Here is a 24,538-nt window from a genome sequence, read left to right as displayed (position 1 = left end):
CGCGCGTGCAGCGGCGCGGCGGGGGTATCGCCAGCGGTTCTGGCGCATTTGAAAAGGGCGATCAAGTGGTCATCGCCATTTTTGTATACTATTGCACACCGAGCTGCGCGTCCAGTGCAGCCAGCGCTCGCCTCGCCGGTCGCTGACGAAACCTTGATTGGTGTTTCAGGAGCCTCGCGCATAGCGTGCAGGGTCTAGGCAGAGATCGACAGGATGCTCATGCGCAGATTCATACCCCTCGTGATGGCAGCCGCCGCGCTCGCCTCTCCCATCGTCGTGGCGCGCGGCGCCGATGCGGGCGACCGCCCGGTGCTGGTCGAGCTCTACACCTCCCAGGGCTGCTCGTCCTGTCCGCCGGCGGACGCGCTTTTGCACCAGTTGGCGGCGCGCGAGGACGTGATCGCGCTCGCGTTTCATGTCGACTACTGGGACTACATTTTCGACGATCTTTTCGGGAAGGCCGCGCATACCAAGCGGCAATACGGCTATGCCGCCGCTTCGGGGCGCGACATGGTCTATACGCCCCAGATGGTGATCGGCGGGCAGGATGCGGTCGTCGGAAATCGCCCTAGAGACGTGACCGAGATGATCGACCGTCACCTCGCCGCGCCCGATCATGTCGCGCTGTCGCTGAGCCGCGAGGGCGGGCAGATGGTGATCGAGGCCGAGGCCGATGCGGGGTTCGTCGCCCCGCTGATCGTGCAGGTCGCCCAGTATCTGCCCGAGCGGACCGTCTCGATCGACCATGGCGAGAACGCGGGCCACACCTATTCCTACATGAATATCGTGACCGATCTGAGCGAGCTGGGACGCTGGGATCCCGCGCAGCCGCTCTCGATGAAGGTGCGCGTGCCGCAGGACGCCAAGATCGCGGTGATTCTCCAGCGTCCGGGCTATGGCCCGGTCGAGGCGGCGGCGCTACTCGAGTAGATCGCCGCCCCCCTGCATCTGCGCGAGGCGCGCGGCGCCCTGATCGGCCATGTCGCCGGTGCCGTCCTTCCAGCGCCGATGGATCCAGAACCACTGATCCATGTTTCGGCGCACCTGCCGCTCCAGCCGCTCGTTGAATTCGCGCGTCATCGCGACGGGATCGCCCGGCGCGATAGGCTCCTCGACATGGATGTCGAAATCGAGCCCGTTCTTGCGGCGGATCCCCCAGACCGGCACGAGCGGCGCGTCGAACTTCAGAGCAAGCTCGGCGGTGACGAGCGAGGTCAGCGCGGGTTGGCCGAAAAACGGAAGCGGCACGCCCCCATGCGCGTTGAGATCGTTGAGGATGGCCAGAACGCCGCCGCCTTTCAGATGCTTGGTCATCTGCACCATGCCGCGCCGGCCCTGCTCGAACATCGGCTGGCTGAGCGATCCCATCGCCTCGGTGTAATGGACGTTGAAATAGCGGTTCTTCATCGGGCGGTAGAAGACGCCCATCTCGAATCCCTGCTCGACCATCGCGACGCGCGCGGCGTTGAAGCTGCCCAGATGCCCGGTCACGAAGATCACCGGCCGCCCCTCGGCGCGGGCGGCCTCGATCGCGGGAAGGCCCGGCCCGCTGACCGGCGAGTGGCGCGCGCGGGCCGAGAACTCGTCGGCGGAATACATCTCCATCATGTTGCGCCCGGCATTGTCGGGCACGGCGCGCATGAGGCGGCGCATTTCGGCCTCGGGCAGATCGGGCAGCGCCAGCGCGAGATTCTCGCGCACGCGCGCGGAATACCCGGCGAGCGGCGCGACGATGCGCGACGTCATCCAGCCGAGCGCAGGTATGCGCCAGCGATAAGGCATAAGCCCCGCCAGCGCGATCAGCAGGCGCAGCGCGAGATTGACGGCGTATTCGCGCGCGCGATCCGTCCAGGGATCCTTGGGAGTGTCGCCGCCTTTGCTCATCTTTCGCCTCGCCGCTTGGATCGGGTTGGGCAGACATAAAGCGCGCCCCGCACGATCACAAGCCGGCAGGGGGAGGGGCGCTCCCCGCTACTCCTCCTCGCTCTCCGGCCTGCGGAGCGTGATCTCCCCCACCGATTCGAGGCGCCGGATGCCATTGACGACCTGCGTCATCGCCTCCTCGCCCTCCTTGGTGCGGATGCGTCCCGCCTCCTCCATCTCCTCGCGGAGGGCATCGGCAAGGCGGCGGGACATGTTGGCCAGAATGAAGTCCGCCACCTCGCCGAGCGCGCCCTGCGCCGCTGCGGCCAGCGCGGTCACCAGCACGGACTGATCCACCTCGCGGGTGAATTTCGGCACATCCGCATCCGCGACGCGCGCGGGAATGTCGGCGAAGGTGAAGATCGCGCGGCGCACCTTTGCGGCGAAGGCGCGATCCTCGGCATCGAGGCCGGTCAGGACGTCGTCGCGCAGGCTCGACGAGGTGGAGTTGAGAATGGCGCCGATCCGGCTCGCCGGGCCTTCGTCGAAGGCGGTTTCGGGGATGTCGCTCAGTTGCGCGGCGAGGGCGAGGCCGATGCGATCGACCGCGCCGGGCGTCACCGCGTCGGTCTGCGCGACGGCGAAGGTCACGCGCCGGGCCACGTCGCCGGGCAGGCGGCTGAGCAGATCGGCGGCGCGCGCCACGTCGAGCTTGGACAGCATGACCGCCGCCACCTCGGTGCTTTCGGCCAGCGCGATGGGCACCAGATCGTCGACATTCGCGGCGCGCACCTGCTCCCACGGATCGCCGAACTGGCGCACGCCCGCCTCCTTGCGAAGACGCGCGGCGGTCTGCGGGCTGATGCGCCCGTCGAGCGCGCTGAGCGCGCCGGCCATCCCATGTGGGAAGGTCAGCCCCATCGCCTCGAGCTCGGCCGCGAACTCGGCCACGACGGAAACGAGCGTCGCGCGATCGACATAGCGCATGCGCCCCATCTGCGCGGTGAGCGTGCCCTGAAGCGCGTCGGGCAGATCCGACAGGCGCACATCCGCGCCTTCGTTGATGAGAAAACGTACGATGATCGCCGCCTTCTGGCGCCGGGTCAGCCGTGCGGCGGTGGTGGCGCGCGGCGCGCCTGGCACCGCGATGCGCGCGAGCGGGGTGGGCTGGGTCATGTCGGTCCTCATGCGGGCGTGCCGCAAATCTAGACCGCGAGGCGTGAAGAAATGCCTAAGCCGGACCCGGCAGCGCGGAGGCGTCTCACCGCCGCGCCGCCGGGTGGACCGGGATCAGTAGGAATAGCCCGTCCCCGTCTCGATCGCGCCGCGCAGCGACGCTTCGGCCCAGGTTCCGGTGCCGCCGTGGTCGCGGATCGCCAGAAGCTGCTTGTAGGCGCCGACGCTGTCGCCCATCTCGACCAGCGCCTGCCCCATGTAGGAGCGCGCCAGCAGATCGCTCGGATCCTGCGCGAGCGCGGCCTCATAATGGGCCATGCCGGCGGCCATGTCGCCCATCTTGCGCGCGGTGAAGCCCAGATAGGTCTGCACGCCCGGCGCGGTCTGGTCGGGCATCGCCGCCAGAACCTTGCGCGCGTTCTCGTACTGGCCCGCATAAGCCAGCTCGCGCACGGCCTCTATCAGTTCCTCGGGCGAGAGCGCGCCGCTCTGGGGGTTGACGCATGCCTGTGCGTCCTTGTCCCAGACCTGCCCGTTCTCGCAGGTCGTGGTGGTCTCGGTCGGCTTGGGCGCGGTGCTGCTGCCGCCGCCTGCGGCCATGGCGGCGCCGGGCGCGATCAACGCCGCGAGGCTCGCGGCGATCAAGGGGGATTTCAACATGACATCTCCTGTCGTTTCACACCCGAAAACTAGAACGGCCCGCCGGTAAGGCGAGCCGTCATTCGTCGTTTGCGGTGGTCGCGTCAGCCGCTGACCGGCAGACAGGCCTTGGCATCCTTGTCGTAGGTGGTGCCGGCGGCGCAGGACATCGCCTGCTGGTCCTTGGAGTAGTTGCACCCCATGGCCAGCGTCAGCGTGGGCGCAAGCGTGAGGGCCAGTGCGATTCCGAGGGTCTTCATGGACGTGCCTCCTGTGGTTGGGTGACGCAACGGTAACTGCAAAGGCCCCGCGCCGCCTAATCACAATTTCGAAGGTGCGGCGCTTGGCCTCAGGCCAAAGCACCGCATCTTGCCGTCAGTCCTTGAAAACGCGCGCGAATATCGTGTCGACATGCTTGGTGTGGTAACCGAGATCGAATTTCTCCTCGATCCCGTCCTTGCCGAGCGCCGCGACGACCTCTTCGTCGGCCAGGAGTTCCTCTTTGAAATCGGTGCGCTCTTCCCAGACCTTCAGCGCGTTGCGCTGCACCATCGCATAGGCGTCCTCGCGGCTCACGCCCGCCTGCGTCAGCGCCAGCAGAACCCGCTGGCTCATCACGAGGCCGGGGAATTTGTTCATGTTGTCGAGCATGTTGTCCGGGAAGATCAGCATCTTGTCGACGACGCCCGCCAGCCGCGCCAGCGCGAAATCGAGCGTGATCGTCGCGTCCGGTCCGATCATCCGCTCGACCGAGGAATGCGAGATGTCGCGCTCGTGCCAGAGCGCCACGTTCTCCATCGCGGGCACCACCGCCGAGCGCACCATGCGCGCGAGGCCGGTGAGGTTTTCGGTCAGCACGGGGTTCTTCTTGTGCGGCATGGCCGAGGAGCCCTTTTGCCCCATCGAGAAGAATTCCGCGCCCTCGAGCACCTCGGTGCGCTGCATGTGACGGATCTCGATCGCGACATTCTCGATGCTGCTGGCGATGACGCCCAGCGTGGCGAAGAAGGCGGCATGGCGATCGCGCGGGATCACCTGCGTGCTGATCGGCTCGGGCTGAAGGCCGAGTTTCTCGCAGACATGCTCTTCGACGCGCGGGTCGATATTGGCGAAGGTGCCGACCGCGCCGGAAATCGCGCCCGTGGCGATTTCCTCGCGCGCCGTCTTCAGCCGCGCCAGGTTGCGGTCCATCTCGGCGTAGAAGCGCGCGAAGGTGAGACCCATCGTCGTCGGTTCGGCATGGATGCCGTGGCTGCGGCCGACGCGGACAGTGTCCTTGTGCTCGAGCGCGCGGCGCTTGAGCGCGGCCAGAAGCGCCTTCATGTCCTCGATCAGGATGTCGCTCGCGCGGACGAGCTGCACGTTGAAGCAGGTGTCGAGCACGTCCGAGGAGGTCATGCCCTGATGCACGAAACGCGCCTCGTCGCTGCCCACATGCTCGGCCAGATGCGTGAGGAACGCGATCACGTCATGCTTGGTCACGGCCTCGATCTCGTCGATCCGTGCCACGTCGAATTCCACGTCCTTGGCCTTCCAGACCGCCTCGGCATTCTCGCGCGGGATCACGCCCAGATCGGCCATCGCGTCGCAGGCATGCGCCTCGATCTCGAACCAGATGCGGAACTTCGTCTCGGGCGACCAGATGGCGACCATATCGGGGCGGGAATAGCGGGGAATCATGGGCAGGCCTCTGCGCTGGGATGCGGTTGCGCGCGGTTTAGCCCGAGGCGGCCCGAATGCCAAGGCGAGGGCGGGTCAGCCCGCGCGCGTGACGATTTCCGAGCTGGCCTCGAGCGTGCGGTGCACGGGGCATTTGTCCGCGATCTCCAAAAGGCGCGTGCGCTGCTCGTCGCTCAAATCGCCTTCCAGAAAGACGGTGCGGATGAAGCGGTCCACCTTCTCGGGAGAGGCGCCGCCCGCGTCCTGCGCATGCACCTTGTCATGGCTCACATCGACGCGCACATGATCGAGCGGCCAGTCCTTGCGCCGCGCATACATGCGGATCGTCATCGAGGTGCAGGCGCCCAATCCTGCCGACAGGAAGCCGTAGGGCGACATGCCCCTGTCGGTGCCGCCATAGGCGCGCGGCTCGTCCGCGACGGCGTGATGGCGCGGGCCGGAGTTGATGTCCTGCAAGAAACCGTCGCGGTCCGCCTCGCTGACCCGGACGATGCCCTCGGGCGCGCCGGGCGGCGGTGCGGGCGGGCGCAGCTCGAGATAGCGCGCGGCCCATGCGGCGATCACCTCGGCGGCGTATTCGGCATCCTCGGGCCGGGTGACGAGGTGATCGGCGTTACAGAGCGTCACGAAGCTTTTCGGATGGCGCGCGGCGCGGAAGATCTCGGCGGCGTTGTCGATGCCGACCACCTCGTCGAGCGGCGCATGCAGGATCAGCAGCGCCTTCTTCAATGCGGCGATATCGGGTGCGAGGGCGGCGGCGCTCACGTCTTCGACGAAAGCGCGCCCGATGCGGATAGGGCGCCCGCCCAGATCCACCTCGGCGCTGCCATCCGCCGCGATCCGCTCGAGCGCGCCCGCGAAGTTATGCGTCACGTGGCCCGGATCGAAGGGCGCGCCGATCGTCACGACGGCCTTGACCGATGCAAGGCGCCCCGCGACGCGCAGCACCGCCGCGCCGCCGAGCGAGTGGCCGATAAGAAGGCTCGGGGCCATGCCCCGCGCCTCGAGCGCCTCCGCGGCCCGCTCGAGATCCCCGACATTGGACGAGAAGGTCGTGTTCTCGAACTCGCCCTCGGAATGGCCGAGCCCGGTGAAGTCGAAGCGCAGGACCGCGATCCCGGCACCCGCGAGGCGCGCGGCGATGCGGCGCGCGGCGGGAATGTCCTTGGAGCAGGTGAAGCAATGCGCGAAGAGCGCGGTCGCCAGATGCGGGCCTTCGGGCATGTCGAGCCGCGCGGCAAGCTCCGCCCCGTCATGGCCGGTGAATGTCAGGCGTGTCGTCGGCATCGCGCATATCTCCCCTTGGCATGGGTCAGACTAGTCACGCGCGGCCGCGCTTGCACCCCTGTCGCATCACTTTTCACGGCAAGGTGAGAGTCGTGACGCCCTCAGATCGCACCGCCCGTCAGCGCGGCGTCGAAGGGATAGCGCGTCAGGTTCTCGTATCCGTCCTCGGTGATGAGCACCTGGTCCTCGAGCTTGATCGAGAAATCGCCGCCCTCGGGGCTGACCAGCGCCTCGACACAGAGCGTCATGCCCGGCTCGAGCGCGTAGTCGAAGGCGCCGGGGACCGCCTGATCGGGATAGGCCACCAGCGGCCATTCATCGCACAGCCCGACCCCGTGCATGAGGCAGCCGTATTTGCCGCGCTGGTATTCGGGCGCGAGACGATGGGCGCGCTCCGTGATCTCGGGGATGGTGATGCCGGGGCGCAGAAGCGCCATGTTGTGCCGGATATGCTCGATCCCGTGCCGCATCGCGTCGATCATGTCGGGGCGGGGGCGCGCGTCGCCGATCCACCACGTCCGGCTGATATCGACGCAGATGCCGTAGCTGCCGACGAGGTCGGTGTCGAAGGCCACGATCTCGTTCTCCTGGACGATCCGCCCGCCGCATTCCTGGAACCAGGGGTTCGTGCGCGGCCCGGACGTCAGAAGACGCGTTTCGATCCACTCGCCGCCCCGCCGGATGTTCTCGGCATGAAGCACCGCCCAGATGTCGTCCTCGGACATGTCGCCGCGCGGCACGCCCGCGCGGGCGGCCTCCTCCATCGCGCGCACCGCGGTCTCGCAGGCATGGGACGCGCAGCGCATCGCCTTGATCTCGTCCGGGCCCTTGATGGCGCGGCATTTCTCGGTCAGCTCCTCGCCCGGGATCACCTCGATCCCCTGCGCCTCCAGAGCGCGCAGCCCGTGCAGCATGATCTTGTCGACGGCAAGGCGCATGTTGCCCGGCGCATGCTCGGCCAGAAGATGGCGCAGCTCGTTCGAGAAGACATCGGCGGCCACGTCGATCCTGTCGCCCCGGTCGAAATAGAAGAGGTCCGCCCCGCTGCGCTGCTCGCGCACGAGCGGATTGAACTCGCTCAGGAAGGGCGAATTCTTGTAATCCCAGATCACCATGTAGCCATCGGCGCAGAGAAGCACGGCGCGGAACGGGTTATGCGTGTTCCAAAGCTGCATGTTGGTGCTGTCGGTCGCGTAGCGGATGTTGAGCGGATCGAACATCAGAAGGCCCGCATATCCGCGCGCCACGACATGCTGCGTGAGCCGCTCCCAGCGATAGCGGCGCATCTCCTGAAGGTCCGGCAGCGCAAGGCCCGCCGCCGCCCATTCGGCATAGGCCAGTTGCGTCGGCCCGATCTCGACGCGGTCCTGATCGTTCGGGGTGTTGTCGCCGAGCGTGGCTCCGCGTGTGGGGTCGATCTTGCGTGTATCGCGGTAATGCAGGTTCATGGCGCTGGCTCCGGCACAGGATGCTGGAGTCAGGTTGACGCATAGGAAAGCGCGCTGTCTGGGCGGTTTGCGACGCGGATGCGCCGCATCCGTGCCGTTCCGCGCCGCTACTGAACGCGTTCGGCGCTGTAGGCGATGGCGCGCTGGTAGTTGCCGCTGTCGTTCCAGGCCGAGAGGACGCGGAAATTCGCGGTGCCCTCGCCGAAGGGCTGACCGGCCTGCCAGCCATTGGCGCGCAGCATGTTGGCCGCCGTAGCAAGGGCATCCGCCGCCGAATAGGGATCGGCGCGCCCGTTGCCGTCGCCGTCCACCGCGAACCGCGCCCAGTTGCCCGCGAGGAATTGCATATGCCCCAGCTCACCCGAGGGGCCGCCCTGCGTGCCCGCGGTGATGACGCCCCGATCGACCAGTTGCAACGCCGCGACGGCATGCGGCACGAAGCGCGGAAAGCGGCGGCAATAGGACGCGAGCGTCACGGCGCCGCTGACGATGGGCGTGCGGCCCATATAGCCGCCCCAACTCGTCTCGAGCCCCCAGATCGTGGCGAGAATGCTGGCGGGCACGCCGTAGCGCTGCTCGATCGCGGCGAAGGTGTTCGGATTGCGCGCGATGCGGTTCTTGACCTGCGCGATGAAATTGGCGGCCGAGCTGCCCGAGCGCTTTGCGAGGAATTGGGCCGGATCGCCCTGAAGCGTGCCCGTCTGGCTCGAAGGCTGCGACTCGAAGCGCCACGTGATGTCCGAAAGCCCCGCCTGCGACAGCGCCTGAAGCCCGCGCTCGCCCACACCCTCGGCGGCGGCGGTCTGGGCGAGCGATTGCTTGTACTGGGTGAACGCCCCCTTGGATGTGATGCACTGGGCCGCCGCCGGGGCGGCGGCAAGAGCGGCTGTGGCGGCAGCGAAGGCAAGAGCGATGAGGCGCATGATGATCCCGGATCCAACGTTATCTTTCGAGCAGCCTAGCGCTTGCGCGGGCGGCTGCCTAGCCTGCCGATGACGTCGCGCCACCGGGCTGTCGGCGATGAAAAAGCGGCCGCCCCGGATAGGGGCGAGCTTGGGATCAACTGCGGATGGGCGAAAAAGGTTCGGGGCGTGTCCGCATTTATTGGCTCTCCAATCCAGGATCCGCTTGCATATGACTATATTTGTGGTTATTTAGTCATCATGAACCAGACAGCCACAACCGCCCGCGCACTTGCCGCCCTCGGTCACGAGGCGCGGCTCAACGTCTATCGGTTGCTCGTTCGCGCGGGTGAAGAGGGTTTGATCATCGGTGATATCGCCGAGCATACGGGAATACCGCTTTCCACGCTCGCCCATCACCTGCGGCAGCTCGTGTCAGCGGGGCTTGTCATTCAGGAAAAGCGGGGGCGAGAGGTCGTGAACCGCGTCGATTATGAGGTGATGAACCGCGCACTTCGCTTTCTCACCGACGAGTGCTGCCAGGGCGTGACGCTCAAGGAGGATGCCGCATGATCCGCGCGCCGATTCTTTTTCGCCCAAAAGAAACTATATGACTAGGGATGTTATCATGAGCAAAGCCATCTTTCATCTGTCCGGTCGCGGCGTCTCGATAGGGCGCCACGTTCTGACGAATGAGCGCGTCTGGCTCGTCGCGGCGCTCATTCTCATCGCGATCGCATTGCTCGACCCGGCTCAAGGGGCCGAAAGCCTCGCCTTCACCGCCCGCGCCCTGCTGGAAACCGCACCCTACCTGCTGCTCTCCATAGGTCTCGCCGCCTATGCCGGGGCATCGGGTGCCGACAATCTGATCGCCAAGGCCTTCACCGGCGCTCCCGTTCTCATGATCGCGCTGGCGGCGGCCTTCGGGGGATTGTCGCCGTTCTGTTCCTGCGGCGTCATACCCTTGATCGCCGCGCTTCTCGCGATGGGGGTTCCGCTATCGGCCGTGATGGCCTTCTGGCTCGCCTCTCCGGTGATCGACCCCTCCATGTATGCACTTACCGCAGGCGTCCTCGGCTTCGAATTCGCCACCGCCAAGACGCTCGCGGCCATCGGCCTCGGCCTTTTCGGCGGCTATGCGACCCTGATCCTGACGCGGGCCAGCGCCTTCGCCGAGCCGCTGCGCGAAGGTGTGGGCAATGGCGGCTGCGGCGCCGCATCCGTCCGCAATCCCAAACCTCCGCTCTGGGCCTTCTGGCGCGAGGAAGCACGGCGCGAGAAGTTCGCCCGCGAAGGAATCAAGACGTCTCTCTTCCTGTTCAAATGGCTGACGCTGGCTTTCGTACTCGAAAGCCTCATGATCACTTATGTCCCGGCCGAGTGGGTCGCGGCCTCCGTCGGCGGCGAGGGGTTCGGCTCGGTGCTGACCGCCACGTTGGTGGGCGTTCCGGCCTATCTGAACGGCTATGCGGCACTGCCACTGGTCTCGGGACTGATCGAGCAGGGAATGGCGCCCGGTGCGGGCCTCGCGTTCCTCGTGGCCGGCGGCGTCACGTCACTGCCAGCGGCCATCGCGGTCTGGGCGCTCGCCCGGCCTCAGGTCTTCGCGCTCTATATCGGCCTGGCCCTGACCGGCTCGCTGGCCGCGGGCCTGCTGTTCCAGGCTTGGGTCGGGTGATCAGGATGGGAATGCACGGAACGCTCGCCTTCACTGTCGATGCCGCAGATTGCCGGCGCCTGCTCGCGCCGGCGGGTCTGGCGATGCCGACCGAGACCGTTACGGGCCTGACCGTAACCGGGGGCGAAATCGTCGCGATATCGCAGGCGCATGGCCTCGAGCAGGCGGCGGCCGTGATCGCCCCATGCAGTGCGGAAGTGACCATCCGATATGGGGTAGCGCCGCCCGAGCCGGGACAAGGCTGGCCAGAGGCGGCGTTCCGCCCGCGCGCGACACGATACACGACGGCGGCCGAGGCGCTGGCGCAAGACGCACGCGGGACGGCCGACGCCGTGCGTCGGTCGGGAGGAACCGATGCCGACGCGGCGCAAGCGCTGGCCGAGGCGGCACGGGCGCGTTTCGCCTACGCTCACCCCGAACATCGCTTCACGGACGGACAGGATGCGGTGCCGTATCTCGCTTGCGGCGCGACGCCGGGATCATGCGTGGACATCAACACGTATTTCGTCGCGTCCCTGCGCGCCGCCGGGATCGAGGCGGCCTATCTCTACGGAGTGTTCTTCCCCGCCGAGCGGGACGAGGCGCGAGCCGGACAGGTGCGGCGCCGGGCGCTCGACGGCCATTGCTGGGTGGCGACCCGCCATCATGGCCCCGAGGGCGTGCGGATACTCGAATGGGATATCGCGCATCACATGAAGGCGGGGCTTGGCCCCGTCCAACCGACGCGCGACCCCCGGCCGGGCTGCCGCCTTGCGCTCTGCCATTCGATGGGCCATCGCCATGTCGTCGATGGGGCGATCCACGAGGCGAAAATCATCGGCGTGCCGATCGGCATCGGTTCTGGCGGAGTGATGGACGCACCGCTTCGCGAGATCGTTTTCGATGATGCCCGCCTGCCCGACATGGCTTGATCTCTTGGCGCGCGCATTCCCGCACCATCCCTCGAAGCGAAAAGGGCGCCCCATGACAGGGCGCCCTTCGAGCATTTTGCGGCTGCCCGCTCAGCAGCTGTAGTAGAGGCCGAATTCCACCGGGTGCGGTGTCATCTCGTATTTCAGGACCTCTTCCATCTTCAGCTCGATATAACCGGCGATCTGGTCCTTGGTGAAGACGTCACCGGCCAGCAGGTAGTCCATGTCGGCCGACAGCTCGGTCAGCGCTTCGCGCAGGCTGCCGCAGACGGTGGGGATGCCTTCCAGCTCTTCGGCGGGCAGATCGTAGAGGTTCTTGTCCATCGCCTCGCCCGGATCGACCTTGTTCTTGATACCGTCGAGACCGGCCATCAGCAGGGCCGAGAACGCCAGATAGGGGTTCGCCGCCGGATCGGGGAAACGTGCCTCGACGCGCTTGGCCTTGGGGCTCTCGGTCCACGGGATGCGAACGCAGCCCGACCGGTTGCGCGCGGAATAGGCGCGCAGGACGGGCGCTTCGAAGCCGGGCACGAGGCGCTTGTAGCTGTTGGTCGTCGGGTTGGTGAAGGCGTTGAGCGACTTCGCGTGCTTGAGGATACCGCCGATGAACCACAGCGCTTCCTGGCTCAGATCGGCGTATTTGTCGCCCGCGAAGAGCGGCTTGCCGTCCTTCCAGATCGACATGTTCACATGCATGCCGCTGCCGTTGTCGCCATAGATCGGCTTGGGCATGAAGGTGGCCGACTTGCCGTAGGCCTGCGCCACGTTGTGAATGACGTACTTGTATTTCTGGATCTCGTCCGCCTGCTTGGTCAGCGTCGAGAAGATCAGGCCCAGCTCGTGCTGGCAGGACGCGACCTCGTGGTGGTGCTTGTCCACCTTCATGCCGAGGCGCTTCATCGTGCTCAGCATCTCGGCGCGGATATCATGCGCGTCGTCGGTCGGGTTGGTCGGGAAATAGCCGCCCTTGAGGCCCGGGCGGTGGCCCATGTTGCCCATCTCGTATTCGGTGTCGGTGTTCCACGAGCCGTCCTGCGCGTCGACCTCGTAGGAGACTTTGTTCACCGTGTTGGCATAACGCACGTTGTCGAAGAGGAAGAATTCCGCCTCGGGGCCCATATAGGCCACATCGCCGATGCCGGTGGACTTGAGATAGGCCTCGGCCTTCTCGGCGGTGCCGCGCGGGTCGCGCTCATAGGCTTCGCCGGTGTCGGGCTCGGCGACGGTGCAATGCACGCAGATCGTCTTTTCCGCATAGAACGGATCGATATAGGCCGTGTCGGTGTCGAGCATCAGCTTCATGTCCGAGGCTTCGATCGACTTCCAGCCCGCGATCGACGAGCCGTCGAACATGAAGCCTTCCTCGACGAAATCCTCGTCCACGAGGTCGGCGACGATGGTCACGTGCTGAAGACGCCCGCGCGTGTCGGTAAAGCGGATATCGACGTACTCGACGCCCTCGTCCTTGATGGTCTTGAGAAACTCGGCTGTGCTCATTCTGTGGTCCTCCACTTGGGTATTGCGTGTCGTATCAATCTGGTCGGTCGGGGTTGTCGGTTCGGGTCGAATGCTGCGTCAGAGCGCGTCCGAGCCGGTCTCGCCGGTGCGGATGCGGATCGCCTGCTCGACCGGGCTCACGAAGATCTTGCCGTCGCCGATCTTGTCGGTCTTGGCGGCCTCGATGATGGCTTCGATGGCGGCATCCACCTGGTCGTCGTCCAGCACCACGTCGATCTTCACCTTGGGCAGGAAGTCGACGACATATTCGGCGCCGCGATAGAGCTCGGTATGGCCCTTCTGACGGCCGAAGCCCTTGACCTCGATCACGGAAAGGCCCTGGATGCCCGCGTCCTGCAGCGCTTCCTTGACCTCGTCCAGCTTGAACGGCTTGATGATCGCTTCGATCTTTTTCATCGCCCGGCTCCTTGGTATGTCCCGTCGTCGCGCCCGAAAGATCATGCGCCCGCCCGAGGCTCAATCGGATAGGCTGCGGGGCGCGGGCCGCCCCGGAGGCAATTCGGCGAGATGCCTGAATTTTGGGCGCATCGCCTGTTTTTTGTGCAAAACTGAATCTCGGGAGGGCATTTCATGACAGACCTGCTGACCGCCGCGCAGATGAGAGCCATCGAAGCCGAAGCGATCGCGTCGGGGCGCGCGACGGGGCTGGAGCTGATGGAGCGCGCCGGGCGGGGTGTCGTCGATGCTATCTTCGCCGAGTGGCCCGATCTCGCGAAGGCGCCCCACCGCGCCGCCGTGCTCTGCGGGCCGGGCAACAACGGCGGCGACGGGTTCGTCATCGCGCGCCTCTTGCAGGATTGGGGCTGGCAGGTCGGGGTCTATCTCTTGGGCGATCCCGAGAAGCTGCCCCCGGATGCGAAATCGAACTGCGGGCGGTGGCAGGCGATGGGCGAGATCGGTGATATTGCCGACGCCCCCCGCTTCGCGCATGAGGCGGATCTTTTCGTGGATGCCCTCTTCGGCACCGGCCTCAAGCGGCCTCTTGAGGGCGCTGCGCTCGACTGGGTGGCCGCCCGCGCATCCGATACGGGCGCGCGGTTCAGGACGGTGGCTGTGGACATGCCCTCGGGGCTTTGCAGCGACAGCGGGCGCGATCTTGGAGATGGCACAGCGACAGTCGAGGCGGCGCTCACCGTGTCCTTTCATGCGCCGAAGCTGGGCAATTACCTCGGCTCGGGGCCTGCGAAATGCGGCCGGGTGGTCGTGGCCGACATCGGCCTCGAAGAGACGCCGAGGTCCGAGCATGTCCGGCTGAACCCCGCGCCGGGGCCGCGTGCATTGCACAAGGCCGATGCCAGCCACAAATACGGGCACGGTCATGCGCTGGTCCTGTCGGGCGGCGCGGGCCGGACGGGCGCTGCACGCCTCGCGGCGCGCGGCGCTCTGCGGATCGGTGCGGGGCTGGTGACGCTGGGCGTGCCGCCCGCCGCACAGCTCGAGGTCGCGGCGCAGGTGACGGCGGTGATGCTGCGCCGCATCCCCGATGCCGAGGCGCTGGAGCAAGCGCTCGAGGACGGCCGGATCAACGCGCTCGCCTTGGGGCCGGGCCTCGGAACCGGCAAGGGCGAGGCGGCGCTGACCGAGGCCGCGCTGAGGGCGCGGCGGGCCACCGTCCTCGATGCCGACGCGCTCACGCTCCTCGCCGAGGGGCCGTCCCTCTTCGAACTTCTTCACGAGACATGCGTGCTCACCCCCCATGGCGGCGAATTCGCCCGGCTCTTCCCGGACATCGCCGAACGCCTCGAGGCCGCGCCGACCGGCGGGCCTGCCTATTCGAAGGTGGATGCCGCCCGCGAGGCCGCGGCGCGCGCGGGCTGCACGGTGCTCCTCAAGGGGCCGGATACGGTGATCGCGGCGCCGGACGGGCGCTGCGCGCTCAATGCCGCAGCCTATGACCGCGCGGCGCCATGGCTCGCCACGGCGGGGTCGGGGGACGTGCTGACGGGCTTCGTCGCCGGGCTGCTGGCGCGGGGCCAAGCGCCCTTCGACGCGGCATGCAGCGCGGCATGGCTCCATGTTGAATGCGCGCGGCTTTTCGGGCCGGGCCTCATCGCCGAGGATCTGCCCGAGGTTCTGCCGAAAGTTTTGGCCCGCGGTCTCGCCCGCGAGATCGGCTAGGCGACCCGCCGCGCGGCTTGCCACGTCTGCGCGATCAGCTCGAGCCCATCGGCGTAGATGACGTGCGCCCCGTCGAATTGCAGCTCGTGAAGGGTCATCGTCGTCATGCCTTCGGAGGTGATGAACTCCCCGTCGATCAGCGCGTGGGCGGGCACCGCCGCCTGTTTCAGCCCGAAGAGCGCCTCGGCACGCCAATCGCGCACCAGAATCTGCTGGCCTTCGGGCAGCACGACGTCGCAGTCGGGCCGCGTGTCGCCGAGCGATCCCGCAAGAATGCGCACCGCGCGGGTGCGCACGGTGTGGCGATGCACGCCGACAAGGGTCGCCGTGCCGCAATCGCGCGTGATGATGCGATCGCCCTGCATGAGATGTTCGACGGGAATCTCCCCGTCGAGCGTGAGAATGATGCTGCCGGAAAGCACTCCGGCAGGCTCCGAGAGGGCCTCAAGGGTCATTTGCCCGTGATCGCGCCCGGCCGTTTTCGGCGTCATGGCGTATGTCCGTTTTTTTATCTGCTCGTTATGGGTAGCGAGCATAAACCAACATCCCGTAAATGTCGCCTGTTTTGTGCCGCCCGCGTCGCCTGCGCGATTTTCCCCCTCGCCTCGCGCGCCGCGCTGCGCTATTCGGGCGTGGCGCCGCGCCCCACCGGGCCCGGCGCCGCGTGCGGGTGTGGCGGAACTGGTAGACGCACCAGATTTAGGTTCTGGCGCCTTTGGCGTGGGGGTTCGAGTCCCTTCACCCGCACCATCTCTAAGTCGGGAGTATCCGAGAATTCGGCGTTGCCTTGTGCTGGTATTGCGAACGAAAGTTTTGAAATGTAGCGCCAAGTCCCTTACTATGTTCACCTGACTTTTCGCTCTTTCCGCCCAATCTCCGCGCGATCTGCCTCAAATTCGCCCGAATTTGTACGGAATGCCGCCGCAGACAGAGTGTATCCGTTTCGGAAACAACGGGACTCCAAGAGATGCCGACGACCTTCAACTGGATATATCTGGGCAAAGAGACCGAGTCGCTCGATCCGACCGAGGGCAACAGCAATGCCGAGAATGCGGCGCTCTTCGTCGGGCGGAGCTACGGCACCGCCGGCGATCCGCTCTATCAGCGCATCACCAGCGTCACGACCGTCGACATCGGGGGCGCATCGGGCGCGCTCGACATGGACAACAACGTCACGAACGACGCGTTCTCGACCGATATCGGCGGCGGCACCCAAACCTTCGTCTTCGACGGCCTCACGGTCTTCAACGCGACGATCACCTTCGCCAACGGCAGCACGCAGGTGATCACGGCGGTTCTGGCGCAATCCACCACGAACGAATTGTTCCTCGCGCCGGAATTCACGAACAACGCGGATGTGGGCATTCTCGAATCGACGCCCATCGTGTCGATCACCCTCAACAGCGTCAGCAACAGCACGAACACCAATCTCGGGGCCGATCGCATCCTGCAAGGTTGGGACAATGCCGTGGTCGACGGCACTGCGGGCAACGATCTCATCGACGCCGCCTATATCGAGCAGGTCGCATCGGGGTCGGACCGCGTCGACAACGGTGACGGGCTGAGCGGTCCGGGGTTCAACGACGATGTGATCGACGCCGGGGCGGGCAACGACACCGTGCTGGCGGGGCTGGGCAACGACTCGGTGCTCGGCGGCGCGGGCAACGACTCGCTGAGCGGCGAGGCGGGGAACGACACGCTTCTCGGACAGGGCGGCGCCGATACGCTGATCGGCGGCGCGGGCGACGACAGCCTCGAGGGTAACGCTGGCAATGACGTGCTCTATGGCGACGGCGGCCCCGCGGAGCGGTGGAGCTTTCGGGTCTATACCCGCGATTTCACCTCGGCCAACGGACAGGCCTTCACGATCGAAAGCGGCACGCTCGCGGCCTCCGGCACCTCTGCGGGGTTCAACGTCACCGCTCACGGCCAGCAGGCGACGGGCCAGACCGATCCGAACGATTACGGGATCATCTACACATCCAAGCTGATCGCCACGGCGGACGGGGTCTACCGGTTCGAGACCACATCGGACGACGGCTCGACCCTGCGCATCTTCGATGGTCAGGGCAATCCGGTCACCTTCACCAATCAGAACGGCTCGACCGGCACGTTCCTCAACAACGATTTCCACCAGGCCCCGACGACCCGCTGGGGCGAGGTGACGCTCGAGGCGGGCGAGAGCTACACGATCGAAGCGCGCTACTGGGAGAACCTGGGCGGCAACGTTCTGTCGGGGCGCGTGACCCCGCCGGGCGGCACCGCGCAGGATCTGGCCAGCAGCCCGCTGATCGTGGGCACCGACAGCATCGCCGGCGACGATTTCCTGAGCGGGGGCGCGGGCGCCGATCTGGTCCTCGGCGAGGGCGGCGACGACACGCTGATCGCGGGCGAGAACGACACGCTCTACGGCGGCGACGGCGACGATTTCTTCGTGCTCCAGACACCCTCCGAAGCGGGCACGGGCAGCATCACCATCGTCGGCGGCAATGGAACCGACACGCTGCGACTCGATTCCACCGTCAGCAAGAACGACATCACCTTCACGAGCGCCCCCGGCGCCCCGGGCGGATTGTCCGGCACTTTTGCGCTGAGCGACGGCACGGTCGTCACCTTCTCGGAAATCGAGAACATCATCTGCTTCACGCCCGGCGCGCGGATCCTGACGCCCCGTGGCGAGCGGGCGATCGAGACCCTGCGCCCCGGCGACATGGTGATCACCCGTGATAATGGCCCCCAGCCGATCCGATGGATCGGATCCCGCACGGTTCCCGGCACGGACACGTTCGCGCCCGTTTCCATCGCCGCCCATGTGCTCGACGGCGCGGCGCGGAGCCTGCTGGTCTCGCCGCAGCATCGCCTTCTCTTCACCGGTTACAAGGCCGAGCTTCTCTTCGGCTGCGACGAAGTCCTCGTCGCCGCCAAGCATCTCATCGACGGACGCGATGTGATCGCGGCGCCGCAAGCCGAAGTGACCTACATCCACATGATGCTCGATCGCCACGAGGTGGTCTACGCGGACGGCGCCGCCACCGAGAGCTTCCACGCCGGCGATATCGGGATCTCGGCGATCTCGGATCGATCTCGCGAAGAGATGTTCGGCATCTTCCCCGAACTACGCGCCGACCCGAGCGCCTACGGCAAGACCGCCCGCCGCTGCCTGAAGGGCCACGAGGCCCAATTGCTGCTGCCGAGGCCCGCGCCCGTCGCTCTTGTGGCGTGAGCCAGCCTCAGGCGAGGTGGTACAGCGAGCGGTAGGGGCGGTGTTCTTAAGGTCGGTGCCAGGCCATTTTAGCAGGTCTGTCCGGGATCGAGTCATCTAAGAACACGTCTGCCAATCTGTTTTCCGTGAGGCAGTCCTTTTTGCGATCGTAATTTCCACTCGCCCGCAAGGCCGGAACGCCGATCACGAAGGGATGCAGGGAAAGGAGCGCCGCGGGTACCGCAATGCCAGCCGTTATGCGCAGCGTCAGACCATCCACGACCTCGGCTTCGAAGCTTAGGACGCAATAAAAAATCGCCGATCGCCGGGTCGATCCAAGGGGCATGGCCCATGTCGCGCCTTTTGCGGTAATCAATCAGGGCATGCCAGCGATGGCGAACCCCGTGAGAATGCCGAAAACCAGAACATGTGTTAAGTCGTCGTTCGAAAGCAGGTGCAATCCGGCCCTGAGCTCGAGGCCGCCGAGGACAGTGTGGCGAAAGATCCGTACCATGCCTCGACGCACCGGATTGAACGCGGCGTCACGGGCGCCTCCGAAAGAAAGTGGGTTTGGCCTGGCGAGGCTCGGCGCGAGAATGAGGCAGGTATGCCCCACGCGGCGCGCGGCCGGTGCGCCGTCGGCCCACCTGGGAATACGCCACGTCTGTGATGAAGCGATGTCATCGTCTGAAACCGGACGCGTGGCCGGGCCATGAAGAGGCCAACTCTCTCCGAATGTCGCGGACAGGTTGCCGCCATACTGAAATCTTGGGCCCTGGACCGGCTCAGCTGTGGAACGCCCGGTAGGAGAAGGGCAGGGTCGCGAGGTAGAGCAGGTTGCCGGCGATCAGCGTCGGCCAGGGGTAGACGACGAGGCAGACGACCAGCACGACGGCGCCCACGACGGCGAAGGGCAGATGCGCCCGGCGGATCGAGGCGTGCTTGATCGAGAATGTCGGGATCGTGCTCACCGCCAGCAGCCCGACACCGATGATGTAGAGCGCGCGCAGCAGCGGCCAGTCGGTATTCTCCCACCCGCTCAGATGCAGGAAGACCGGCATCAGCGCGAGACAGGCGAGCGCTGGGGCCGGCACGCCGACGAAAAAACCGTCCTTCTTGAGCGTCACGTCCGGGCGATGCGTCGAGAGGTTGAACCGCGCGAGCCGCAGGGCGCAGCAGACCGCGAGGATCAGGACCGCGAGCCACCCGGCGCTCGAATGCTCCGTGCCTGTATAGAGCGTGTTGTAGACCACGAGGCCGGGCGCGATCCCGAAATTGAAGAAATCGGCGAGGCTGTCGAGCTCGGCGCCGAAGGGGCTGGCGGTGTCGAGAAACCGCGCCAGCTTGCCGTCCGCCGCATCGAGAAAGACGGCGAGCAGGATGAAATAGAGGCTGGCCTGCAAATGCCCCTCGAGGCTCATCCGCACGGCGGTGAGACCCGCGCAGATGGCGAAGACGGTCACGATGCTGGGCACGAGATGGCGCAGCTTGATCCTTTCGGGCGTGCTCATACCGCGATGCCTGGACGCTGCGCTTCGGGGGCGGCGAGATCGGCGAGGATCGTCTCGCCCGCCACAGCCGTCTGGCCCACCGACACGAGCGGGCGCACCCCTTCGGGCAGGTAGATGTCGAGCCGGCTTCCGAAGCGGATCAGGCCGAAGCGATGTCCCGCCTCGAGGCTTGCCCCCTCGCGGGTGAAGCACACGATGCGCCGCGCGACGAGGCCCGCGATCTGCACGACCCCGATCCGCGCGCCACTCGCCGTCTCGATGGTCAGCGAATTGCGCTCGTTCAGCTCGCTCGCCTTGTCGAAGGAGGCGTTGAGAAACTGTCCCTTGTGATAGGCGATGCGCCGCACCGTCCCTGCGAGGGGCGCACGGTTCACATGGCAGTTGAAGACGTTCATGAAGACCGAAACGCGGCAGACGGGCGCCGCGCCCAGATCGAGCTCCTTGGGCGGCACCACATCCTGGATGAGCGACACGACCCCGTCAGCGGGCGAGAGCACCAGCCCCTCCTGCTGCGGGATCACGCGCACCGGATCGCGGAAGAAGTAGTAGCACCAGACTGTCGCGCCGACGCCGAGCCAGAAGAGCGGCTCCCAGACGAGCGCGAGAAGCAGCGTGATCGCGGCGAAGATCGCCACGAACTTGCGTCCCTCTCGGTGCATCGGGACGGCGACGATCTTGAGCATGTTCATGAGGGTGCTTTCAAACCTTGTGGAGGGCGAGGGCGCGCGAAGAGGGCGCACCCGGCGCGCGAGACGCCGGCGCACCTTATGGCGCGTCGCGGCCGATTTGTCCAATGCCGCGCGTCAGTAGTTCTGGACGGAACTCGCCACGCCGAAGGCGGACCCCACGAGGCCGAGAACCGTCCTGACCGAGGTCACCGCCGATTCGGTGGCCAGCACGGTATCCTCGGGCTCTACCTTGAAATGCCGCGCCGCGAAGAGCCCGTCGGCGCTCGTCAGATCGAAGGCGAAGACGATCTGCGGCTGGGACGGGCCGCTGCCATCGGTGCGCAGCGCCCTCGCGCCATAATCGCGCAGCACGAGCACGCCCTTGGGATTGGCGCGGGTGTCGGAGAGCCCGCCGATGAGCGAGAGCGCCTCGAGCGCGGTGATCTCCTCCTGCTCGAACCGGATGAGCTGTTCGGTCCCGGTCGCGCCGGAAGCGGTGAAATAGCGCTGGTCCTCGAGCACGACCACGCTGTCGCCGCCGCGCAGCGTGACGTTTTGCGACGCATCCGCAAAGAGGCGCTCGGCGCGGATGCTGTAGGTCCGGCCCGCGCGCTGAAGCTGGACCAGCGGATAGCGCAGCCCCGGCGCGATCCCGCCGCCCTGCGCGATCAGGCTCAGGATCCTGAAACTGCGGTCCGGCATCGGATAGCTGCCGGGCGTCGCCACCCCCGAGACCAGATCGACCGAATTGTTCGCGCCCGGCATCAGCTCGAGCTGGACCTGCGCCGAGGGCACGATGGCGCTGATGCGGTTCTGAAGCTCGCGCCGCGCCTGCGCGGGCGTCTGCCCGCTCAGCTTCACCTCGTCGAGATAGGGCACGAAGATCTCGCCCGCGGGCGAGACGGTCAGGCCTTCCATCGTGACGGATTTCGCGTTGGCCTGCGTCAGCAGCGAGTTTTCCTGATTGTCCCAGACCGCGAGATTGACCTTGTCGCCCGCCCGGATGATGTTGCCGCTCTGGCCGCCATGCGCGTCGGGCCAGCTGTAATGCGTGTTCGTGCCCGTCGCAGGCCAGCCCGCGATCGCGGCGGCGTTGACGCGGCCCACGCGCACGACCTGATAGGTGGGGCTTTCGGCCCGCTCCTCCTGCACGATCGCCGACGTGAGCGCGGCGCCACGCGGCAGGCCGCACGCCCCGAGTGTGCCGATGGCCACGCCAAGCGCCGCGTATCTCAATGTGGCGGTGATCGTCTTGCTGAGCAGGCTCACGCAGGCAGTCCTCTTCCGCGCGATGTCGTCAGATCAGGGCGGGCCCACCAACATTTCGCGGGGTGCCGAAAGTCGTTCACATATGCGCATATACAATTAAAGGTTGAATTCAATACCGGATTTATCGGTTTCGTAAAGCGCCAAAATCATTGGAGTACCGCCACGCGCTTCTTCAAGATTGCCGGTTTCGCCTCCCATGCCCGCGCGCTAGTCTGCGCTGCATGTTCGACATCGGGCGAGGCGAGGGAATGGAGAGGACTGTCGTCATCGGGGGCGGTGCCTGGGGAACGGCGCTGGCCGTCGCGGCGCAGCGGGCGGGGCGCACCGTCGCGCTCGTCTGCCGCGATGCCGAGGTGGCACGCGCGCTGCGCGAGGACGCGGCCAATCCCCGCTATCTTCCCGGCATGGCATTGCCCGACCCCGTCGAGGCGGGCACCGATCCCGCCGCGCTCGCTGGGGCGGATATCGTCATTCTCGCCTTGCCCGCGCAATCGCTTCGGCAGGCGCTGCCGGATTACCTGCCGCATCTGCCGCCACGGGCAACGCTCGTGAACACCGCCAAGGGCATCGAGGTGGCGAGCGGGCTGACGCTCAGCCGCGTCATCGCCGAGATATGCCCCGATCATGCGCAGGCGGTTCTTTCGGGGCCCAGTTTCGCGTCCGATGTGGCGGCAGGCAAGCCGACGGCGGTGACCCTCGCCGCCGCCGACGACGAAGCGGCGCTCGCGCTCTGCCGCGCGCTCGGATCGGATGCGTTCCGCGCCTATGCCAGCGCCGACATCATCGGCGTCGAGACGGGCGGCGCGCTCAAGAACGTCTATGCGATCGCGGCGGGCATCGTGATCGGCATGGGATACGGCGAGAGCGCCAAGGCCGCGCTCATCACCCGCGCCTTCGTCGAACTGCGACGCCTCGGCGCCGCGATGGGCGGCGAGGCGCAGACCTACATGGGCCTTTCGGGCTTCGGCGATCTGATGCTCAGCTGCGCCTCGGCCCAGTCGCGCAATTTCGGCTATGGCATGGCGCTCGGCCGGGGCGAGGATCTGGCGAACCGCCCGCTGGCCGAGGGCGCGGCGACGGTCGGCATCGCTGGGCGCATCGCCGAGACGGCGGGTGTCGATGCGCCCATCCTTCAGGCGACGCGCCGCATCCTCGCGGGCGAGGTGACGCCTGATGGTGCGATGCGCGCGCTGCTCGCGCGGCCCATCAAGGAAGAATTCTGACGGATCAGCGCAGACGCCTGAACACGGTCTTGAGCATGATTTCCCAATCGAAACAGAACGACCGGCGGCGCTGATAGATCAGATCGATCCGCGCCTTGCGGGGCACGCAGTGCCGCGCATAGGCGCGGTCGGCCTCATCGCTCGCCGTGCAGCGCGAAAGCAGCTTTTCCTCGTGCTCGTGGAAATGAAGCGTGGCGAGGCCGGTGATGCCGGGGCGCGACTTGAGCACTTCGGCATAGAGCGCGGGAAACCGCTCGACATAGGCCCTGAGCGGCGGGCGCGGGCCGACGAGACTGATATCGCCCTTCAGCACGTTCAGGATCTGCGGCAGCTCGTCCAGCCGTGTTCTGCGCAGCGTCTTTCCCGTCCGCGTCAACCGCGCTGCCTTGTGCCCGCCCGTGACGCCGCTGTCGCCGGGCGCGGGCACCATCGTGCGGAACTTGATGAGGCCGAACGCCTCCTGCGGCGTCTTCATCCGCTCGGCTACGTAGAAGATCGGGCGCCCATCGCGTATGAGGATGAGCGCCGCCACCCCGAGCATGAGCGGCAAGAGCAGCGTGCCGAGGAAGAGGGCCGAGAGAATGTCGAAAAGGCGCTTGAAGGGCGTCATTGGGGGTCCCTCACACGGCGCCATTCCCCCAGCATCGCGGCCGGATCGGAAGCTTCGGGCTGAAACGCGTGGATCGCCGCCAGCGCGCTGCAATCGAGGGTGAGGGTCTGCGCCGCATCGCTCGGTGCGGGGCGCATGGCGAAGGGCGTGCCGGACACCTCCAGCAGCGACCGCATCGCGGCGGGGCGGGGAGCGCCGACATTGAGCGCGGCGGGCAGCAATGGCCCCTGCCGCAAAAGCGTCTCCAGCACGCGCGCCAATGTCTGCGGGCCGATATAGCTGCGCTGCGGCCCTCTGCCATCGCCGAAGCGGTCGAGCAGGAGGGGCGCCGCGCCGCTCGCGGCCCGCGCGTTCAGCATCAGCATGTCGGCGCCGAGAACGTTGCCGATCCGCAGCGCCGTGACGGGCGGCGCGCCGTTTGCGACCGCCTTCTCGGCCTCGCGCTTGGCGCGGCCATAGGCGCAGGTCGGGGCGGGGCGGTCGCGCTCCGAATAGGGTGCCGCACGGGCGGCGCCATAGACCGCCGCGCTCGACGCGAAAAGCATATGCGCCGCGCCCATCCGGGCCGCCGCCGCATGGCAGGCGCGCGCGATCGCCGCGTTCTGCGCCATGTCCGCCCCGGGGCCGGGCGTGACCCCGGCCAGCACAAGGAGCCTGTCGAACCGGCCGAGCGCGGCGAGCGCCTCGGGTCCGTCCTCGGCGCTCCACGTCACGTCGCCGCCGCGCCGCGCCTGATGAATGAGCGTTATCCCGCGCGGCGGATGCGCATCCCAATGGCGACGGAGCATGCGCCCCACGCGGCCCGTGCCACCGATCACGAGAACGCGCAAAGGGG

At 66.8% G+C, this 24,538-nt stretch carries 24 protein-coding genes and 1 tRNA gene; 8 read left to right on the top strand and 17 right to left on the bottom strand.

The genetic code is table 11. From position 1 onward, the window contains the following. The first annotated feature begins 219 nt into the window (after window positions 1-219). The gene (locus ACGRVM_RS15235) at window positions 220-930 is read left to right on the top strand and encodes a DUF1223 domain-containing protein (protein ID WP_377173028.1); all 711 of its coding nucleotides are present in this window, start codon (window positions 220-222) and stop codon (window positions 928-930) included. Here the strand turns inward: ACGRVM_RS15235 and ACGRVM_RS15230 are convergent. From ACGRVM_RS15230 to ACGRVM_RS15195, 8 genes are all read right to left on the bottom strand, one after another. Continuing rightward, entirely contained in the window at window positions 919-1,884 is a 966-nt protein-coding gene (locus ACGRVM_RS15230; protein WP_377173026.1) for a lysophospholipid acyltransferase family protein, read from the bottom strand. The genes ACGRVM_RS15235 and ACGRVM_RS15230 overlap by 12 nt on opposite strands. A gap of 87 nt (window positions 1,885-1,971) precedes the next feature. Beyond that, on the bottom strand, window positions 1,972-3,039 hold the full coding sequence (locus ACGRVM_RS15225) for a flagellar motor switch protein FliG (RefSeq protein ID WP_377173025.1): 1,068 nt from the start codon (window positions 3,037-3,039) through the stop codon (window positions 1,972-1,974). Between the two features lie 114 nt (window positions 3,040-3,153). Then, entirely contained in the window at window positions 3,154-3,699 is a 546-nt protein-coding gene (locus tag ACGRVM_RS15220) for a hypothetical protein (RefSeq protein WP_377173023.1), read from the bottom strand. Between the two features lie 83 nt (window positions 3,700-3,782). Beyond that, window positions 3,783-3,938: a hypothetical protein gene (locus ACGRVM_RS15215; RefSeq protein ID WP_377173021.1), complete on the bottom strand. Its 156-nt coding sequence runs from the start codon at window positions 3,936-3,938 to the stop codon at window positions 3,783-3,785. 115 nt (window positions 3,939-4,053) lie between these two features. Beyond that, on the bottom strand, window positions 4,054-5,358 hold the full coding sequence (gene purB / locus ACGRVM_RS15210; protein WP_377173020.1) for an adenylosuccinate lyase: 1,305 nt from the start codon (window positions 5,356-5,358) through the stop codon (window positions 4,054-4,056). A 75-nt stretch (window positions 5,359-5,433) separates the two neighbouring features. After that, window positions 5,434-6,645, bottom strand: coding sequence for a bifunctional alpha/beta hydrolase/OsmC family protein (locus tag ACGRVM_RS15205; RefSeq protein ID WP_377173018.1), 1,212 nt, complete (start codon window positions 6,643-6,645; stop codon window positions 5,434-5,436). 101 nt (window positions 6,646-6,746) lie between these two features. After that, the gene (gene dddP / locus ACGRVM_RS15200) at window positions 6,747-8,093 is read right to left on the bottom strand and encodes a dimethylsulfonioproprionate lyase DddP (RefSeq protein ID WP_377173016.1); all 1,347 of its coding nucleotides are present in this window, start codon (window positions 8,091-8,093) and stop codon (window positions 6,747-6,749) included. Window positions 8,094-8,200: 107 nt separating this feature from the next. Next, on the bottom strand, window positions 8,201-9,016 hold the full coding sequence (locus ACGRVM_RS15195; RefSeq protein WP_377173014.1) for a lytic murein transglycosylase: 816 nt from the start codon (window positions 9,014-9,016) through the stop codon (window positions 8,201-8,203). Window positions 9,017-9,085: 69 nt separating this feature from the next. Here ACGRVM_RS15195 and ACGRVM_RS15190 point away from each other — a divergent pair, with 69 nt between their 5' ends. The 3 genes from ACGRVM_RS15190 to ACGRVM_RS15180 are packed head-to-tail and all read left to right on the top strand — an operon-like array spanning window position 9,086 to window position 11,584. Then, window positions 9,086-9,568: an ArsR/SmtB family transcription factor gene (locus tag ACGRVM_RS15190; protein WP_377173013.1), complete on the top strand. Its 483-nt coding sequence runs from the start codon at window positions 9,086-9,088 to the stop codon at window positions 9,566-9,568. 55 nt (window positions 9,569-9,623) lie between these two features. Further along, window positions 9,624-10,673 (top strand): permease, encoded by a 1,050-nt coding sequence (locus tag ACGRVM_RS15185; RefSeq protein WP_377173011.1) that lies wholly within the window; start codon window positions 9,624-9,626, stop codon window positions 10,671-10,673. A gap of 11 nt (window positions 10,674-10,684) precedes the next feature. Further along, a complete protein-coding gene (locus ACGRVM_RS15180; RefSeq protein WP_377173009.1) occupies window positions 10,685-11,584 on the top strand; it encodes a transglutaminase domain-containing protein in 900 nt (299 codons plus the stop codon). 90 nt (window positions 11,585-11,674) lie between these two features. Here the strand turns inward: ACGRVM_RS15180 and glnA are convergent, their stop codons facing one another. Beyond that, complete coding sequence (gene glnA / locus ACGRVM_RS15175; RefSeq protein WP_377173007.1) at window positions 11,675-13,081, bottom strand: type I glutamate--ammonia ligase; 1,407 nt, start codon at window positions 13,079-13,081, stop codon at window positions 11,675-11,677. 78 nt (window positions 13,082-13,159) lie between these two features. Further along, the gene (locus tag ACGRVM_RS15170) at window positions 13,160-13,498 is read right to left on the bottom strand and encodes a P-II family nitrogen regulator (protein ID WP_377173005.1); all 339 of its coding nucleotides are present in this window, start codon (window positions 13,496-13,498) and stop codon (window positions 13,160-13,162) included. Between the two features lie 174 nt (window positions 13,499-13,672). Between ACGRVM_RS15170 and ACGRVM_RS15165 the strand changes: the two genes are divergently transcribed. After that, a complete protein-coding gene (locus ACGRVM_RS15165) occupies window positions 13,673-15,220 on the top strand; it encodes an NAD(P)H-hydrate dehydratase (protein ID WP_377173004.1) in 1,548 nt (515 codons plus the stop codon). Here ACGRVM_RS15165 and ACGRVM_RS15160 read toward each other — a convergent pair. Further along, on the bottom strand, window positions 15,217-15,675 hold the full coding sequence (locus ACGRVM_RS15160; protein ID WP_377173002.1) for a Hint domain-containing protein: 459 nt from the start codon (window positions 15,673-15,675) through the stop codon (window positions 15,217-15,219). The genes ACGRVM_RS15165 and ACGRVM_RS15160 overlap by 4 nt on opposite strands. Before the next feature lie 211 nt (window positions 15,676-15,886). Here ACGRVM_RS15160 and ACGRVM_RS15155 point away from each other — a divergent pair. Then, window positions 15,887-15,970 (top strand) — tRNA-Leu (locus ACGRVM_RS15155). Between the two features lie 217 nt (window positions 15,971-16,187). Further along, window positions 16,188-18,443 (top strand): Hint domain-containing protein, encoded by a 2,256-nt coding sequence (locus ACGRVM_RS15150; protein ID WP_377173000.1) that lies wholly within the window; start codon window positions 16,188-16,190, stop codon window positions 18,441-18,443. Window positions 18,444-18,798: 355 nt separating this feature from the next. Here ACGRVM_RS15150 and ACGRVM_RS15145 read toward each other — a convergent pair whose 3' ends face one another. From ACGRVM_RS15145 to ACGRVM_RS15130, 4 genes are all read right to left on the bottom strand, one after another. Beyond that, window positions 18,799-19,077 (bottom strand): NnrU family protein, encoded by a 279-nt coding sequence (locus ACGRVM_RS15145; protein WP_377173087.1) that lies wholly within the window; start codon window positions 19,075-19,077, stop codon window positions 18,799-18,801. A 130-nt stretch (window positions 19,078-19,207) separates the two neighbouring features. Beyond that, window positions 19,208-19,933, bottom strand: coding sequence for a CDP-alcohol phosphatidyltransferase family protein (locus ACGRVM_RS15140; protein ID WP_377172999.1), 726 nt, complete (start codon window positions 19,931-19,933; stop codon window positions 19,208-19,210). Next, window positions 19,930-20,673 (bottom strand): phosphatidylserine decarboxylase, encoded by a 744-nt coding sequence (locus ACGRVM_RS15135; RefSeq protein WP_377173085.1) that lies wholly within the window; start codon window positions 20,671-20,673, stop codon window positions 19,930-19,932. Before ACGRVM_RS15135 ends, ACGRVM_RS15140 begins: the two co-directional genes overlap by 4 nt. Before the next feature lie 63 nt (window positions 20,674-20,736). After that, a complete protein-coding gene (locus tag ACGRVM_RS15130; RefSeq protein ID WP_377172997.1) occupies window positions 20,737-21,870 on the bottom strand; it encodes a polysaccharide biosynthesis/export family protein in 1,134 nt (377 codons plus the stop codon). A gap of 248 nt (window positions 21,871-22,118) precedes the next feature. Here ACGRVM_RS15130 and ACGRVM_RS15125 point away from each other — a divergent pair, with 248 nt between their 5' ends. After that, window positions 22,119-23,093 (top strand): NAD(P)H-dependent glycerol-3-phosphate dehydrogenase, encoded by a 975-nt coding sequence (locus ACGRVM_RS15125; RefSeq protein WP_377172995.1) that lies wholly within the window; start codon window positions 22,119-22,121, stop codon window positions 23,091-23,093. Between the two features lie 4 nt (window positions 23,094-23,097). Here ACGRVM_RS15125 and ACGRVM_RS15120 read toward each other — a convergent pair whose 3' ends face one another. Both ACGRVM_RS15120 and ACGRVM_RS15115 read right to left on the bottom strand, forming a co-directional pair. Next, complete coding sequence (locus tag ACGRVM_RS15120) at window positions 23,098-23,703, bottom strand: sugar transferase (RefSeq protein ID WP_377172993.1); 606 nt, start codon at window positions 23,701-23,703, stop codon at window positions 23,098-23,100. Beyond that, complete coding sequence (locus tag ACGRVM_RS15115) at window positions 23,700-24,533, bottom strand: NAD-dependent epimerase/dehydratase family protein (RefSeq protein ID WP_394624066.1); 834 nt, start codon at window positions 24,531-24,533, stop codon at window positions 23,700-23,702. The genes ACGRVM_RS15120 and ACGRVM_RS15115 overlap by 4 nt, the downstream gene beginning before the upstream one ends. Between the last annotated feature and the right edge of the window lie 5 nt (window positions 24,534-24,538).

It is taken from the genome of Roseovarius aquimarinus (assembly GCF_043661195.1).
In the GTDB taxonomy this organism is placed as follows: domain Bacteria; phylum Pseudomonadota; class Alphaproteobacteria; order Rhodobacterales; family Rhodobacteraceae; genus Roseovarius; species Roseovarius aquimarinus.
This window is presented reverse-complemented; position numbering and strand designations above follow the sequence as displayed.